18 protein-coding genes are annotated in these 15,939 nt (G+C 50.6%); 6 read left to right on the top strand and 12 right to left on the bottom strand.

Translation table 11 applies throughout. The features are described 5' to 3' along the window. Nucleotides 1-60: 60 nt before the first annotated feature. From KNP78_RS11770 to KNP78_RS11760, 3 genes are all read right to left on the bottom strand, one after another. Nucleotides 61-1,374: an ABC transporter substrate-binding protein gene (locus KNP78_RS11770; protein WP_034781540.1), complete on the bottom strand. Its 1,314-nt coding sequence runs from the start codon at nt 1,372-1,374 to the stop codon at nt 61-63. A 196-nt stretch (nt 1,375-1,570) separates the two neighbouring features. Continuing rightward, nucleotides 1,571-2,584: a LacI family DNA-binding transcriptional regulator gene (locus tag KNP78_RS11765; RefSeq protein ID WP_214754579.1), complete on the bottom strand. Its 1,014-nt coding sequence runs from the start codon at nt 2,582-2,584 to the stop codon at nt 1,571-1,573. 146 nt (nt 2,585-2,730) lie between these two features. Continuing rightward, nucleotides 2,731-3,603, bottom strand: coding sequence for a TetR/AcrR family transcriptional regulator (locus tag KNP78_RS11760; RefSeq protein ID WP_034781534.1), 873 nt, complete (start codon nt 3,601-3,603; stop codon nt 2,731-2,733). A 154-nt stretch (nt 3,604-3,757) separates the two neighbouring features. Between KNP78_RS11760 and KNP78_RS11755 the strand changes: the two genes are divergently transcribed. Beyond that, nucleotides 3,758-5,251, top strand: coding sequence for an MDR family MFS transporter (locus tag KNP78_RS11755; protein WP_034781533.1), 1,494 nt, complete (start codon nt 3,758-3,760; stop codon nt 5,249-5,251). 48 nt (nt 5,252-5,299) lie between these two features. Here the strand turns inward: KNP78_RS11755 and KNP78_RS11750 are convergent, their stop codons facing one another. After that, entirely contained in the window at nt 5,300-5,758 is a 459-nt protein-coding gene (locus tag KNP78_RS11750; RefSeq protein ID WP_034781530.1) for a hypothetical protein, read from the bottom strand. Between the two features lie 288 nt (nt 5,759-6,046). Between KNP78_RS11750 and KNP78_RS11745 the strand changes: the two genes are divergently transcribed. Next, nucleotides 6,047-6,652, top strand: a complete 606-nt coding sequence (locus KNP78_RS11745; protein ID WP_214824477.1) for an SAM-dependent methyltransferase — start codon at nt 6,047-6,049, stop codon at nt 6,650-6,652. Between the two features lie 50 nt (nt 6,653-6,702). Here KNP78_RS11745 and KNP78_RS11740 read toward each other — a convergent pair whose 3' ends face one another. After that, nucleotides 6,703-7,716, bottom strand: a complete 1,014-nt coding sequence (locus KNP78_RS11740; RefSeq protein WP_214824475.1) for an ABC transporter permease — start codon at nt 7,714-7,716, stop codon at nt 6,703-6,705. Next, entirely contained in the window at nt 7,709-8,437 is a 729-nt protein-coding gene (locus KNP78_RS11735; protein ID WP_214824473.1) for an ABC transporter ATP-binding protein, read from the bottom strand. The genes KNP78_RS11740 and KNP78_RS11735 overlap by 8 nt, the downstream gene beginning before the upstream one ends. A 171-nt stretch (nt 8,438-8,608) precedes the next feature. Between KNP78_RS11735 and KNP78_RS11730 the strand changes: the two genes are divergently transcribed. The 4 genes from KNP78_RS11730 to KNP78_RS11715 all read left to right on the top strand — a co-directional run bounded on the left by KNP78_RS11730 (nt 8,609) and on the right by KNP78_RS11715 (nt 12,438). Next, entirely contained in the window at nt 8,609-9,211 is a 603-nt protein-coding gene (locus KNP78_RS11730; protein WP_214754591.1) for a TetR/AcrR family transcriptional regulator, read from the top strand. Nucleotides 9,212-9,334: 123 nt separating this feature from the next. Continuing rightward, a complete protein-coding gene (locus KNP78_RS11725; protein ID WP_214824471.1) occupies nt 9,335-10,837 on the top strand; it encodes a phytoene desaturase family protein in 1,503 nt (500 codons plus the stop codon). 137 nt (nt 10,838-10,974) lie between these two features. After that, on the top strand, nt 10,975-11,700 hold the full coding sequence (locus tag KNP78_RS11720) for a hypothetical protein (RefSeq protein WP_214824469.1): 726 nt from the start codon (nt 10,975-10,977) through the stop codon (nt 11,698-11,700). 9 nt (nt 11,701-11,709) lie between these two features. After that, nucleotides 11,710-12,438, top strand: a complete 729-nt coding sequence (locus KNP78_RS11715; protein ID WP_214824467.1) for an ATP-binding cassette domain-containing protein — start codon at nt 11,710-11,712, stop codon at nt 12,436-12,438. Between the two features lie 252 nt (nt 12,439-12,690). On the opposite strand, the gene KNP78_RS11710 is transcribed toward KNP78_RS11715, so the two are convergent. From KNP78_RS11710 to KNP78_RS11685, 6 genes are read right to left on the bottom strand one after another with little or no spacing between them, the layout of a single operon-like run. After that, a complete protein-coding gene (locus KNP78_RS11710) occupies nt 12,691-13,083 on the bottom strand; it encodes a hypothetical protein (RefSeq protein WP_214754597.1) in 393 nt (130 codons plus the stop codon). 21 nt (nt 13,084-13,104) lie between these two features. Further along, nucleotides 13,105-13,590: a hypothetical protein gene (locus KNP78_RS11705; RefSeq protein ID WP_214754599.1), complete on the bottom strand. Its 486-nt coding sequence runs from the start codon at nt 13,588-13,590 to the stop codon at nt 13,105-13,107. Nucleotides 13,591-13,605: 15 nt separating this feature from the next. Beyond that, nucleotides 13,606-14,085, bottom strand: a complete 480-nt coding sequence (locus KNP78_RS11700; RefSeq protein WP_034781511.1) for a hypothetical protein — start codon at nt 14,083-14,085, stop codon at nt 13,606-13,608. Nucleotides 14,086-14,143: 58 nt separating this feature from the next. Then, nucleotides 14,144-14,962 (bottom strand): SMI1/KNR4 family protein, encoded by an 819-nt coding sequence (locus KNP78_RS11695; RefSeq protein WP_128123897.1) that lies wholly within the window; start codon nt 14,960-14,962, stop codon nt 14,144-14,146. After that, a complete protein-coding gene (locus tag KNP78_RS11690) occupies nt 14,959-15,441 on the bottom strand; it encodes a hypothetical protein (RefSeq protein ID WP_131472842.1) in 483 nt (160 codons plus the stop codon). Before KNP78_RS11690 ends, KNP78_RS11695 begins: the two co-directional genes overlap by 4 nt. Continuing rightward, entirely contained in the window at nt 15,441-15,932 is a 492-nt protein-coding gene (locus KNP78_RS11685; RefSeq protein WP_214824465.1) for a hypothetical protein, read from the bottom strand. Before KNP78_RS11685 ends, KNP78_RS11690 begins: the two co-directional genes overlap by 1 nt. Between the last annotated feature and the right edge of the window lie 7 nt (nt 15,933-15,939).

Genomic DNA, 15,939 nt, shown 5'->3' with positions numbered 1-15,939 from the left:
CGTGTTACTCCTTCCCTAGCAACCCTTAAGGGGGGAAGTCCCCCCACGGGTTAGCTGGCCTCAGTCAACTGTAATGTCTGGGTAAGCGTTTTTCGCTTGTTTCTTGAACTCTTCAATCGCTTCTTCTTTCGACTTCTTACCTTCTACATATTGAAGGACTGAAGCGCCGTAGAGCGTGTCGAGCTGTTGGTCATATTTCGTGACGATTCCTGGTGTGATTTCATCCGCTTGGTCAAGGAAGAACTCGTAGTTGTTCTGTCCGCCGAGGAACTCATCGCTGAAGTCGTCTTTGATTTTGTCGGTAACTGGTTTGTAAGCGAGGACGTCGCCTGTCTCTTCAGCCCAGCCAGTCAAGAACTCTTCGTCTTGTGTCATGAGCTTCACGAAATCGTAAGCAGCTTCTTTGTTTTTCGATCCTTCGTAAACACCGAGCCATGTGCCGCCCCAGAAGTACGGGCTTGGACCGTTCGTGACTGCCCAGTCACCGGCTGTGTCTTTCGCGCTGTCTTTCAAGACGCTGTGAAGACCCCATGTTGGAAGGACGTAAGAGAACACTTCTGTTTCCGTTTCTTTGCCGCCTTCTTTAACTTTGATCGGCTTCGACATGCCTTCGAACCAAGATGGTGACCATTCTGGAGCGAGTGCCGTGTATTGTTTCTCACGAAGTTCTTTCGCGTAGTCCATGTAGTTGATCTTGTCTTCTGTCAACACGAGTTCGTTCTTGTCGTTTACCCATGCTTCTGGGTTCGCGCCTTGTGAGAACCAACGAATCGCGCCTTCGTCTGGGAACATCTTGTAACCTTTTTGCTTCATTTTCTCAGCGACTTCGAAGACGCCGTCCATCGAGCTCATCATGTTGCCGATTTCAGTCGGATCGTCTGTGCCGAGGACTTCTTTCGCTAAGCTACGTTTGTAGTAGACGCCACCTGGTGTCGTTTGCCACGAGAGGGCGCGCACGTTGCCGTCTTGGTCTTTCCCGAGGTCGAAGACGTATGGGATGTAGTCGTCTGAGATTTCATTGACGTTGTACGGCTCATCAGAAAGGTTTTCCCAGTAGCCTGCGTCAACCCATTGCTTGAGGAACGCGATCTCGCCTGTGAAGACATCCGGTGCCCCAACACCGCTTTCGAGTGCTGGCTTGAGTTTTGTCGGATAGTCGGCGATTGGAACGATTGTCAATTCAACTTTGACGCCGTTCTTCTCTTCGTATGTTTTGATTGGCTCTTTCAATTCGTCCGTGAACGACCAAACTTTGAGGACGTCATCTTTTGAACCAGACTCAGAACCTGAAGTTCCTTCATCGTTTGAGCAAGCGCCCAAGACGCCGACTGATAGTGCTCCGATTGAGAGTAAGCTGACTAATTTTTTACGCATGTGTGAACCCATCCTTTTAAGTGTTTTAGAAAGCGTTTACATGAAGAGGTAATAATTTGTCGAAAGCGCTTTCGAAAATATTGAAATAAAATATCGAAAGCGGTTTCGATTTAGGGTGAATGATTTTCGAAATCGCTCTCTTCTCTCCATTCCGCTGAAGCGAACAGAGCGACTTCGAAAGATCATCGTGACTTGTTTACTTTTTGACCGGTGCGCAAGACGCACGTTCAATCAACCGAACTGGGATGACACGACGTTCAGTCCGTCGTTCTTTGGCTGTCATCTGCTCGATGAGCAGCTCGGCCGCCGCTTCTCCGATTTCGTCCGTATCTTGACGAATCGTCGTCAGCTTCGGTGTGATGTATTTGATCATCTCGATGTCGTCATAGCCGATAATCGAGATGTCTTCCGGGACCCGGAGACCGTGTTCATGGACGGCTTCGATTGCTCCGATGGCCATTTGATCGCCTGCGACGAAGACTGCTGTCGGCGGTGCCGGCAGTTGTAATAACTTCTCCATCGCCTGCTTGCCTTCTTCGACCGAGAAGAACCCGGCGTTGACCAAGTAACCTGGTTGAATCGGTAAGTCGAGTGCGTGCATCGCAAGCTCATACCCTTTCACCCGGGCCGCACCAGCGTCAATCGACGAATCTCCGGCGATATGCGCGATATGGCGATGTCCTAACTCGTACAAGTAGTTCACAGCCATGCGGGCACCTTCCGTGTTGTCCGAATAGACGACGCTACAGTTGGCGCTGTCCATATCGACCACGACGATTGGGATATCGCTTTGCATGAGCTCTTGCACTTGCTCGTCCATCCGGTCCGAACAAATAACGACGATACCGTCGACTGCTCGATGTTTGAAATGTTCGAGATAACTCATGTCACGGTTGCGGAGGTTTCGAGAGGCGAAGATTAAATCGTAGCCGTGTTCCTCGGTCGCGTGACGGAAACTTTCAATGATGCCGTTAAAAAATGGATGTTTCATTCCGACTTCGTTCGCTTCTGAGAACATGACCCCGATCGCCCACGATTTTTTCGTCGATAACGACTGGGCGTGTGCGTTCGGCAGATAGTCCATCTCAGCCGCTGCTTGTAATATTTTGGCTCTCGTCTTTTCGCTGACGTCCTTATAGTTGTTCAACGCTTTGGAGACCGTCGTAATCGAAAAGCCGGTTTTTTTAGCTAAATCATAAATCGTGCCCATGTCATTCTCCTCTTCCCGAAAGCGCTTTCGGTAATTTGATTGTAGCGCATGAATTTGTAGGAATCAATTCTTTTTCGTGGAATATTTTGAGATTTATTTTCGTACCGTGTTTCTTCTATATTAACGGATAAAATCACTTTTTGTCGTTAGTGTGTCCGCGTGTATAACCAAACGAGGTTCGTGAACTTTTGAACTTCCGTCTCTCCCGTCTCACCTTTGAACAAACGTTGGAACGGTTTCAGCAACTGTTCAAGGACGATTTTCCGGAGCCGGTCTTGATGGAGCTCGTACGTGATTGCTTCGAACAAATCGGCTTGTTCCTCGGTCATCTTCACGTGCTCATGGATGCGCGCTGCCATCCCAATCAACTCATCTTTCGTGACGAGGTTCTTATCCGTCGTCCCCCGCATTTGATCGACAGTGACCGGGTTCAAGATATGTTCTCCGGTGTCGACCATACGCGCCGCCATCAACTCGACGTAGGCGTACAAATTACGAATCAATCGCTGAATCGAGTAGGCTGTGTTCGTGATGCGGAGTGTGAACAGGATATGTTGCAACATCCCGTTGAAGAGCACTGTTAACTCGACCGAATACGGGCGAATCTCTTCCCCGATAATTTCCGTCAGGCGCATGGCGAGCCACTCGATCTCATAGACGCGGTGTTGTAGGACGAGCTTTTTCAATTCAGGCTCATTCGCTGACATAATCGACTCGAACAAGGCGTGGAGGTTCCGCTCCTCGTTCAATTGAATGAGAATCGAAATCTGCTCGATAAAGACGTCCTTGTCGCGCATGTCACGTCCCATCTGCATCTCAATCCGGCGTTGTCCAGCGTCATAGCGCAAGTTCTCGAGAATGTTGGCGACACAGTCCGTCTTCGAGGCGAAGTAGTTATAGAACGTGCCTTTTGAGATGTTGGCCCGTTCGATGATTTCTTGGACCGACGTCTGCTGCACTCCGTTCTCAATGAACAAAGCCATTGCGACGTCAGCAACTTTTCGTTTCTTATCCTTCATATATTGATTGCTCCGTTCTGTGTGGTTTCTGGCTTAAGTATACCATTTTGAACCGACAGTACAAAATGGTTGATTTATTTGTACGGCGGGTATAAAATCACTACATCAACACTTACTAGTATATAACTATTCAGAACATAAAGGAGCAACTCGTATGAAACCAGAATTCCAAAAGAAACCGCCGTATCTCATGCTCGCGGTCCTCTTTGTCGGGGCGTTCATCGCCTTCCTCAACAACTCTTTACTTAACGTCGCGCTCCCATCGATCATGGTCGATTTGGAGATTGCTGACTACTCGACCGTCCAATGGCTCGCGACAGGATTTATGCTCGTCACAGGCGTGCTCGTCCCGGCATCGGCCTACTTGATCACCCGGTTCTCGAACCGTGGTCTCTTCATCACGTCGATGGCGATTTTCGCTCTCGGGACGGCCATCGCCGCTTTCTCTCCGAACTTCGGTGTCTTACTCGCCGGTCGGATGATTCAAGCGGTCGGGGCGTCGACGATGGGACCGCTCTTGATGAACGTCATGCTCGTCAGTTTCCCGCGTGAAAAACGCGGAACGGCGATGGGAATTTTCGGTCTCGTCATGATTTCAGCACCAGCGATCGGTCCGACACTCTCGGGCTACATCGTCGAATACTACGACTGGCGCGTCTTGTTCGAGATGATTCTCCCGCTCGCCATCATCGGTCTCGGTCTCGCCGTCTGGAAAGCCGAGAACGTCATGGTCCAAAATAAAGAGCAATCGCTCGATTACTTGTCACTCGTCTTATCGACGCTCGGGTTCGGTGGCGTCTTGTACGGTGTCAGCTCAGCGAGTTCAGATGGCTGGGATAACCCAATCGTCTTGACGACGATGATTGTCGGGTTCGTCGCTTTGATTGCCTTCGTCATCCGTCAGCTCAACATGGAGAAGCCGCTCCTCGACTTACGAGCATACAAATACCCGATGTTCGCGCTCGCTTCAATCATCGCGATTGTCAACGCCGTCGCCATGTTCTCCGGAATGATTTTGACACCGGCCTACGTACAGAGTGTCCGTGGCATCTCGCCGCTCGACTCTGGGCTCATGTTGTTACCGGGTGCGATCATCATGGGGATCATGTCCCCAATCACAGGGAAACTGTTCGATAAGTTCGGACCGAAGTTGCTCTCGATCACGGGTCTCACGATTACAGCGATCTCAACGTACATGCTCGCCAACGTCCAACTCGATTCGACGTACACGTACATCGTGACGACGTACACGCTTCGCATGTTCGGGATGTCAATGGTCATGATGCCGATCATGACTAACGGTCTCAACCAGTTGCCGACAAGCCTCAACCCGCACGGAACGGCCATCAACAACACGGCCCAACAAGTATCCGGTGCGATTGGGACAGCAGTCCTCGTCACAATCATGAACTCGGTGACGAAAACAGAAGCCGAGTCGCTCATGACCGGCGTCGACCCAGCGACACTCACCGAGAGTGCGATGGGCGCGTTGACACAACAAGCGCTTCTGTCAGGCATCCAGTATTCGTTCTATGTGGCACTCGGAATGAACCTACTCGCGCTCGTTCTCGCCTTCTTCGTGAAACGGGTCGATGTACGCAAGCTCGACTTCAAGGAAGAAAAATCAGAACTCAAAAAAGCGAATTAATGAATACAACAAGCCGTCCTGTGCGAACAGGGCGGCTTATTTTCTCGGTTATCCTTTTGTAAAACTCAAATCATTCCGACTCGGATGCTCCGGGTCAATCTGTCGAATCTTCCGCTCGTAGTGTATCGTCGTGGCTGCCTGGGCAGCAATCGCACCAAAGAAAATGACGAGCCATAAGAGCAAGTTTGACTGCATGTCGTTCTTAAATAAGAAGTAGAATCCAATCGCCCCGAACAACGAGACGGCGTTGCGACCGACATACGTGCGGCGAATGAACTTCTGAACGGTCCGTTCGTCCGTCAACCGTTGCATAAATCGGCTCTCGCGCCATTCCAGATAGATCAACACAACGAGCGCCGCTAAGAAGGCGATTCCATAACCTGTTTGAAACTCATTCATGACCAATAGCGCAAATGAGAGACCGACCGCGATGACGACCGATACGTGCAAGGGCATCCATCTTTTTTGATACAGTTGAATCGTCCGGATCCGTGCTTGTTTCTCCATTCGTAATCACCTCACTTCTATCTTACGTAAGGAAACTGGTTTTTGTTCCCTTTTTTAAGGATTTAGATTATTCTGATTAGAGGAAGATATTGAATGTAGGGGTGAAGGATAGTGACTTGCAACCAAATACGATTGTTTAGCGGACTCGCACTTCTCGTGACGGGCGTCGCTTTACTACTTAAACGTTAACAAGCATTCGGGGCATCTGCCCGGATGCTTTTTTCATGTAAACTGAAAGAACAAACTTGAGGACGTATAAGCTCTACGTCCGTTAAGGAGGAACAGAGCATGTCAACTTGGGACAAACGGTTCAATACGGATGAGTATGTATATGGGGAAGCCCCGAATGCCTTTGTGAAGCAACAGGCACATCTGCTCAAACGAGGGATGCGCGTGCTCGCGATTGCCGAAGGGGAAGGTCGAAACGCGGTTTGGCTCGCGGAACAAGGAGTCAATGTGGACATGTGGGACTATTCGCAAGTCGGTCTCGACAAAGCAAACCGGTTAGCGGAACGTCGCGGGGTCACCCTTCATACTCGTCTCGTCGATTTGGCCGTTGCGGATTGGCCGATAGACACCTATGACGCGATTCTCTGTATTTACGGACATTTCCCCGACAACGTGAAAAAGTCCGTCTTGGACGGCGTCAAGCGGGCCTTAAAACCAGGTGGTTATTTTGTGACGGAAGTCTACAGTGAGGCGCAACTCGATTACGGGACGGGCGGTCCGAAACAAAAAGAACTGCTTTATACGCCCGCTGACTTCTCCACACTAATGAACTCATTCAAGACGATTCACTTTTTCGACGGGACCGTGGAACGATATGAAGGCGCGCTCCATAATGGCGAATCGGCGGTCTTGCAATACATCGGTCAAAAAGCAAGCACCCTATAAACAAACGAAAACCGACTCGCTAACCACGAGTCGGTTTTGTCGTTGTGACATCAATGCCCCCGATACTTTCCAAGTGCACGCATATTCAACAAGTAGAGCACACCGGCGTAAACGATCAAACCGAGCACGTAGCCCCAAATGCCGGCAAATCCACTACCGTACACCATCACTTCTTTAATCGCCGTCGCCCCGTAAAAGATCGGCATGACATAGCTCAAGTTGCCGAGGCCGTATGGAATCAAGTCGAGCGGGATTAACCCTGAGAAAAATACTTGCGGGATGATCGTGAACGGGATCATCTGGACGACCTGGAGTTCTGAGCGGGCGAACACCGAGATCGTCGCGCCGAACAAGACGGCCGTTCCGGCCATTAGAATCATCACGAGAAACACCCAGCCGATATTGCCGAGCGATGTCAGCCCGAGCACGTAAATCGTATAGAGGACGATGAAGACGGACTGGACGACCGCGAACACGCCATAGCCGAGCGTATACCCTAGAATGACCTGGCCACGTTTGATTGGTGTCATCAGGAGCCGTTCGAGCGTGCCGCCGCTCCGTTCTTTGACGAGCGCCATCGCCGATAGAATGAAGACGAAGAAGAACGAGAACAGTGACAAGAACACGTAGCCGAACGAGTCGAACGTCGATTGGCCTTCTTCCCCGTATACATAGTTCATCTCGATATCAGCCGCCGGATTCAACGCCGACAGCGCCGTTTGAATCTCTCGCACCGCCTTCGACGACTTCGTCGACGGTTCTCGGAGCGTGATTGTCGTCCCTTCCTGCGTCGCTTCAAAGATCGCATCGACGCCCTTATTGTCTTCCAAGTATCCGAACGGGTCGTCGACCGTGTCCAACCGGACGTCGAGTGTCTCGGCTTCGAACGCCTCGACGAGTTGCGTTTGTGCGTTCTCATCAAGCACGACGACCGGCACGTAATCCGAGTCACCGAGGAGGAAGTAAACGAGCGTCAAAATCAAGAGTGGTGCGATCAAAATCAAGGCGACACTCCGTTTATCGTTGAGCGTCTGAAAAATGACGCGTTTCGCCAAGTTACGCATGATCCATCCCTCCTTCTCGACCGGCGATGAGGAACAATTCCTCGACACGACCGTTCTCCGTCTGATCCAACAGATGCGGGACGGTATCGTAAGCGATCAAACGGCCGTTATAGATGAGCGCGGCCCGGTCACACTCGAGTACCTCATCCATGACGTGCGTCGAGACGATAATCGTCGTCCCGTTCGCCCGAATCGCTTGAAACTGATCCCAAATCTGCCGGCGCAAGATCGGGTCAATCCCGACCGTCGGCTCGTCTAAAAATAAGACGTCGGGTTGATGGAGGATGGCAATCGCAAGCGAGAGCCGTTTTTTCATCCCGCCCGAGAAGTTACGGACGAGCTTTTTGCGGTCGTCCGTCAAATCGACGAGCGTGAGCACTTCCGTGATGCGTTGTTGGAGCTTCGTTTTACCGAGTTTATAGATCGAGCCAAAAAACTCCAAGTTCGCCTCGGCCGACAAGTCGTCATACAATCCGTCGTTCTGGGGCATGAAACCGATATTGTGGAGCATGCCCATGTTCGGCATCTTTGTTTCGCCGATGCGAATCGAACCTTTGTCCGCGGCCAAGGCACCGATCATCAGCCGAATGAGCGTCGTCTTCCCCGAACCGGACGGGCCGAGCAAGCAACAAATGTCGCCTGAGTTGATGGTAAAGCCGACATGGTCGATGGCCAATTGGTCACCGAACGATTTACTGATGTCGTTCAGTTGAATATCCATATTCATTCTCCTTTTCGATGCCTTGTTCGAGTACACTGAATTAATAGACACCGTGTTGGTTTATAGGTTCAGTATAGACCTCAGTCGACAGCCCAACAATCGGCAATATCGGCCATCGTGTCGGTTATCAGACAGTTTTCACTCAAGTGTTGGATAAAGGAGAATATTCAGATGGGACATGAAGATTTACGCATCACACGAACGAAACAATTGATTAAAAGCGCCTTCCTCGAATTGATTGACGAGCATGGGTTCGAGGCGGTCACCGTGAAAGCGATCACCGAACGGGCGGGCATCAATCGCGGGACGTTCTACAGTCACTATGTGGATAAGTTCGACTTGATGGAGAAGTCGATTGAAGCGATTTTCCATGAGGCCGAACTTAAACTCGTCAAAAACCTCCCTCACGTCTTCGGTGAAGAGCGCGGCGAATCATCCTATCAACTGCTCGTCCCGTTCATCCGTTTCATCGAAGACAATAAAATCTTGATGAAACCGCTCCTCAGACCGAACGGGGACCCGCAGTTCCAGGCCCGGCTCCGGTCGTACATGCATGCGGCGCTGTTCCATCGTTCCCCGACGGTCTTGTTCGACGAGACGAAGGCGCTCGTGCCGGCCGATTATTTAGTGTCTTACATCTCATCGGCCCATATGGGTGTCATTTACGAATGGCTCTATAGCGACCGTCCCGACACGGCCGAGGACATTGCCCGTATCATCTATACGATCACGTTCGAAGGGCCGCTCGTCGCGGGTGGTCTCCGTGCACATTGAAACTTTTACCGTTCCCTCCTGTACGTTAATATTTGGATAAAATACTTCTCAAATGGGTATGTATACGGAGAAGAATGTCTTTGGTTCATAAAAATTAACTGGCGAAAGAAGGGCGGCTCGTCTATGCAAAACGTGAACAAGTCTGTGATTGTGATCGGTGGAGGTCTCGGAGGGATATCAGCGGCCATCTCGCTCGCTCAAAAAGGGTATGACGTCTCCTTGTACGAAAAGAACGACCACATCGGTGGAAAAGTGAATCGGCTTGAACAGGACGGGTTCGGCTTCGATCTCGGCCCCTCAATTTTAACAATGCCGCAGATTTTCGAGAAACTGTTCGCAGGCAGCGGTAAGCGGATGGAAGACTATGTGCCAACTAAACGGCTCGACCTCGAGTGGCGCTCGTTCTTCCCGGACGGAACGGTGCTCGATTTGTATCACGACTTGGATATGATGGAGCGCGCCAACCCGACGCTGTCGCGGAAAGACATGCGTGAGTATCGCGAACTGTTGAAATATGCCGAGCGCATCTACAAGACGACGGAGAAGAGTTATTTGAAGGAAGGGTTCGAGTCTCCGCGCGAAGCGGTGGCACAGACCGGACTCTTCTCGACGTTGTTCGGCTTCGATTTGACGTCGACGATGTACGACGGGATTGCCAAACGAATCAGCAACCCGCATTTGCGGACGATGCTGTCGTATTACGTGAAATATGTCGGCTCATCCCCGTACAGCGCGCCGGCCGTCCTCAACATGATGATTTATATGCAGCACGCGCAAGGCTGCTGGTACGTCGAAGGCGGGACGCATAAACTAGCGGAAGGATTGACGAAACTCGCTGAAGAGATTGGTGTGAAGCTCCATACCGGTCAAGGCGTCGTCCGGGCCCATACGTTGAACGGTCAACTGACGGCCATCGAGCTCGAGGACGGAGGGCTACGCTCGGCCGACTATTTCGTCTCCAACATGGAAGTCATCCCGTTCTATCAAAAGATGGTTGAGGCGGATGAACAGTACGTCGACAAGCTCGTCGAAAAGTATGAACCGGCCAGTTCCGGTTTCGTGCTCCACCTCGGGGTGAACAAAGAGTATCCGGCGCTCGGTCACCACAACTTCTTCTTCTCAGAGAACTTGCATGAACAGATGGACAAAATCTTCGAGCAGCACGAGTTGCCGGACGACCCGACGATTTACTTGGTGAACGTCAATAAGACCGATCCGACCCAGGCACCGGCCGGGCACGAGAACATCAAAATTTTGCCGCACATCCCGTACATCCAAGACAACCCGTTCACGCCAGAGGATTACGCCGCCTTTGAAGAGCGTGTCCTCGATAAGCTCGAGCGGATGGGCTTGGACGGGTTGCGCGAACACACAGTGACGCGCGACGTCTGGACGCCGCATGATATCGAGCGGACGTACGGCTCGGATCGAGGCGCGATTTATGGGACCGTCGCCGATAAGAAGCAGAACGGCGGCTTCAAGCATAAGAAGCAGAGCGAATTGTACGACAACCTCTACTTCGTCGGCGGCACGGTCAATCCTGGCGGCGGCATGCCGATGGTGACACTGAGCGGCCAGCAAGTGAGTGATAAGATTGCGAAACGTGACGGCGTCGTCACGAGCTGAATAAGGGAAGAGCTCTCATTCAAGCGATTGAATGGGAGCTCTTTTTTGCATTCGCTTCAAACTTGAAACTTTTTACAATTCCTTTCCGTATACTGCATAAAGGTATAAAACACTGACAACATATCGGGAGGAAGCCAATGCATCAAATCACGAGTTTTTTCTTTATGTATGCGAAAGTCGTCGTCAGCGACCGTGTCCCGTTCATCTTCACGATGGGGATCCCGCTCGCGATCGTGCTCTTGTACAGTCCCTCTAACATCGACACGATGACGCCCGCTGAGTTTTCCACGTACTTGTCATACTTTTGGGTGTACATCATCTTGGCGACGTATTTGAATGGCGTCGCACTCGAACTCGCTCGCATGCGCGAGCACCGTCTCATGAAGACGTACGTCATGATTTCCGGGAACAAATATACATATGTCACGGCTATCATTTTGGCACAGCTTCTGTTCGCGGCCATCAGTCTCGTCATCTTCACGGTCATCGTCACGCTCGTCCACGACCAGTTTTCATTCGGCCTGCTCGTGACCCCGCTGCTCCTTCTGCTCGGCAGTTTGCCGTTAGCAGTCGGTAGTATCGCCATCACGCTCTTGCCGGTGAAAGTCTCGAGCCTGATGAAGTTCGCGAACATTCTCACGTACCCGCTGTTCCTGCTCGCCATCAAACAGTCGGATCAATGGTTCGGGTACGTCAATCCGTTTTACGCGCTCCATCAACTGTCGCTCGCTCTGCTCCACGGCGTCACACAAGTCGACGTCTCGTTCAATCTCGTCGCCACCTTGCTCTCGCTCACCGGCTATGTCGTCATCGGACTCATCGCCATGAAACGGTTCAATCTCATCTCACTCGTCACACGCTAGGAGGAACTTATGCACATTCAACAGTTGTCGTATCGTTATCCGAAAGCGAAACGTCCTGTGCTCGACGACGTCTCGTTCACGCTTCACCCTAATAAGATCAACGTCTTGATCGGCTTGAACGGTGCCGGGAAGACGACGCTATTCGACTGCATGACCGGGACACTCCCGGTCGATCATACGTCGCTGTCGCTCGTCCCCTCGACCGACATGCTCTATTTGACGCAAAACATTTTATACTACAATGAACTGACCGGCAAAGACCTCGCCTTCTTTATCGGACGGTTGTCCAAACGTCCCGATTTTAAGAAACTCGAGTCGTATGTGAACGGACTCTCGACCGCACGAGAGCAAGAGCTGTTCGAACACTTATGGAAGATGAAACTCGGGAAAATGTCTGTCGGGGAGCGGAAATGGTTGTTCGTGACGTTACTCGCCTCGGTCAAGCGCTCCCTCTATCTGTTCGACGAACCGACGAGCGGGGTCGATCCGGCATCGCGGATCCACATCATGCGGCGGTTGCACCGTCTCGTCCAAGACGGACGGACGTGCCTCATCTCGACGCATCAACTACACGACCTTTCGCAATTTGACGCACATGTCATCTTCCTCCACGCGGGACGTGTGTTATACGAAGGTGACTTCCAAGACTGGTTGCGCGCCTCAGGGACGACCGACCCGGACGAGGCGTTCGTCGCGATGGTCGAAGGAACGATGAATGATGTGGCGGTGACACGATGACCGATTCATTTTGGGAACGACACCGCTTCAAGTTCTATACGATTGGTATGGTCATCTGCGGTATATTGGTAGGTATGTTTTCATAAAAAGAAGCATCTGACATGACGTCAGATGCTTCTTTTAGTTGCCTGAACTCGATTTTCCGACAATCAGCTTCAATACAACAATGATTCCGCCTAGCATGACAGCAAAGGTACCAAGTGACCAGAGCATGTCCAACACTCGTAGATCCATCGTATTCGTCCTCTCCTTTTAAAAATTATTTAGATTCAAGATTTCATTCACATCTTCGGTGTATATCGAATCGATTTCAAATACGTCGGTCCCTTCCATCCCACGAGTGAAGAGTATCTTGTCATCATCTAGAACCCAAACGTTCACCATTGCCTCCATCGTCGACTCAGACCGATTGTTCACTGTGATAACGTAGTCGGGCAAACCTGTAACTTTCGCTTCAGACAAAGGACTCGTCTCAATCAACTCGAGAAATCGCCCAATTTCCGCCTCGTCCGTGAGCGTATCGCCAGAATAAACGATTGTGCTTTCATCTGCATACGTCCCGACGACAAGTTCACGACCGTTTTCATTACATGCATTTAAAAATAGTAGCCCGACAATTAAAAAGAAGACTAGTCTTCGTCTCATCCATCCGCACTTCCCTTTGGTTTACTTGAACCGATCTTTAGATGCGTCGCGATGCGCCATCCGCAGCTCATGATTCGTCACGTGCTCCGGGTCAATCAGCTCGATTTTCCGGTTCACCCACACCGATAAGAAGATGAATGGGATGAATAAAGCGAGCAACATGATTGCGAAGAGGACGAGTGACCCTTCAATCGCCCAAGCGATGGCGATAAAAACGCCAAGCAAGATGACGTTCGCGAGCACAATCCCGAACTCGAGTCGCACGAATTTTTGATAACGCGCGTCGTCATTGAATGTGAGCAGCAACTTCATCCGATGCCATGCCCGATAGAGACTTGGCAGCTGCGTCGCCATGATGATGATGGCGAACGTCGCGAGGGTGATGTCTTGGGTGAAGATGAAATAAAAGGCGATTCCTAAAATTGCGAACGTGAGCAAGAGCGCCGTCCGGTTCACCTTTCGGTCGTTCTCGACCATTTGTTTCAGCCGTTCATTTTTATTAACCATAGTTAGGTACTCCCATCATGATGACTTTCGTTTTTCGCGCTCGAGTTGCGCCTTGCCGAGCTCCGTCGCGGTCACATGCTCCGGGTCAATCGTTTTCAACTCACGGTCGATGCGAATCCCAAGCGCCAAGAACGTGATCAGACCGACGATAACGACGATGACGAGCGTGAGTAGCGTGATCCACCCGAGCATCGAGCTAGCAATCAACAATAAAAGAAACACGATGTTCCCGACGGCCAAGCCGAACTCGGACCGTACTTTCTGTTGGTAGCGAGCGTCGTCGTTGAAGGTGAGCAGCAACTTCATCCGATGCCACCCTTTATACAGCACGGGCAGCTGTCCAACCAAGATGATCGGCAACAGTAAGAGGACGTCCGTCGCCCAAAAATAGATGATGAACAGTGCGATGATTCCTATCGTCGGGTACAACATTTGTTTTTGTCGCTTTCGATCGTTCTCCATCATGCGTTCAAGTCTTATGTTATGGTCAACCATCCAATCCCCCTAATCAAATCTCGTTACCTTCTTTTACGAGAGGAAACGGCAAATCGTTTCACTCGACTCGAATATCGTTATCGAGAATGTACATCGTCTCTTCGTAGCGTTGTTTACTATAGGCGTCGTCTTGCCTGTGGAGCGTCTCAAAAAATGCTTCGAACAGTTGTTGATCTAAAGGCTTCCGTCGAATAATGACTTCTTGAATGACGCTTGTTGCCGTCTCTCGCAACGTCTCGTCATCCATCCATGTCAATAGCTCACGAACGAGTTCGTCCGCTTCAAGTGAATCCAAGCTATTGAACCAAATAACCGCACCAATCCTTTTGTCTTCTAGATGATCGCTATAGAGTAGGCGTCGCGCATCTTTCAGGAGCGTCTCCCCTTGTTTCATTTCAGTACCTGATTCTGGAGTCATTTCTTCATATACTCCCATATCCACCGTTGTGAGCGCTTCCGTGAATTGACGGAATGAGTCGAACAAGACATCAATCTCTTCCGTATCCGTATCGATATAGGCAATCTTCGGCGTCGCGCCTGCACGGTAGTCGAATGCGAGGAAAAAGTGCCCGTCACCGGCGAACGCAATCAATTGTTCATCCTCGACACCCCACTCCGTCAACAATGCCTTCGATTCAATCAGCCCTTTATTTAAACCAACTCCAGCAATTGAATCGACGAGAGCAATGTCATCTTGCCCATTCCATGTAATCGGTAAGTCGCGCTGTTCGACATATCCCCCGTTTTGGATACGAAGTGCCTCGAGATAATCGTCCGGCAGTTTCACCCCGAGGCGCCCTTCCACTTCAGTTAATACGTCGTCCGTTAATGCGGGCAACCGATTCGGATCGTCCGGTATGTCATTCCAAATGATCATTGTTCCCCTGCTTCCTTCAATCGTCTGTATTGGCGAATGTCTTGATTCGTCACATGCTCTGGGTCAATCTTTTTGAGTCGCTCATTCACCCACCATTCGAAATATAGGAAAGGTACAACGATGAGCGTACCAAGCAATGAATACGTGACGTGTTGAAAATTTTGAATGACTGTACCCCAAATAAATATAGCGAGCCCGATGACCGTCATAAAGATGAATAAAAAGTTGATTCGAACATATCGGCGATACAGCTCATCCGAACTAAAACGGAGCAATAGCTTCATCCGCAACCAACCCCATAAAATCAGTGATGCGTAAATGACTAAAAAGGCTGCGAACACCTGCATGTTCGTTAAGGTGTAACGACTATGCAGATAGTAGAAGGTCAAGATGATGATGGCGACCAGTAGACCAAATAAACGAATCGAGACTTGTTCAAACCGCATCAATTGAAGCAAGCGATCTTTATGCTCGACCATCATTCCTTCTCCCATTTCCGTTTCATCCGTTCCCGTTTCGTAAAGCCAATCAAGCTATCCGTGACATGCTCGTGATCGATACGAAGCAAGCGGGTATCGAGCCATGTCTCAACCACCAACATGCCTGCAATCAACATCGCTGACAGTCCACTGAATACCGGCAATGCGAAGTATCCTGATACATACCCGCCCATCAAACCGAGCATGACCCATAACATCGCAATCGCGATGACGCCTTTCGCCCGAATCAATCGTTGGTAGGAGCGATTTTCATTGAACGTCACGGATACACGCGTCTTCTGCCACGCTACGCGACTGAGTGGGACAGCCGTCATCATCAAAAAGACGAACATCGCAAGCACTGGCAACGATGCATTAGTATAGATCCACCACCCCAGTCCTAACCCTGCCGCGGCGGCCCACAACAATTTAAATGCACCTTTTTTGGGAAGCATATATAACTGCTCGATTCGTTCTTCTCGTGTCACCATAATCTGT

Source organism: Exiguobacterium sp. s28 (genome assembly GCF_018618135.1).
GTDB lineage: Bacteria > Bacillota > Bacilli > Exiguobacteriales > Exiguobacteriaceae > Exiguobacterium > Exiguobacterium mexicanum_A.
Note: the sequence above shows the minus strand (reverse complement) of the source record. Positions and strands in the feature narration are given on the sequence as shown.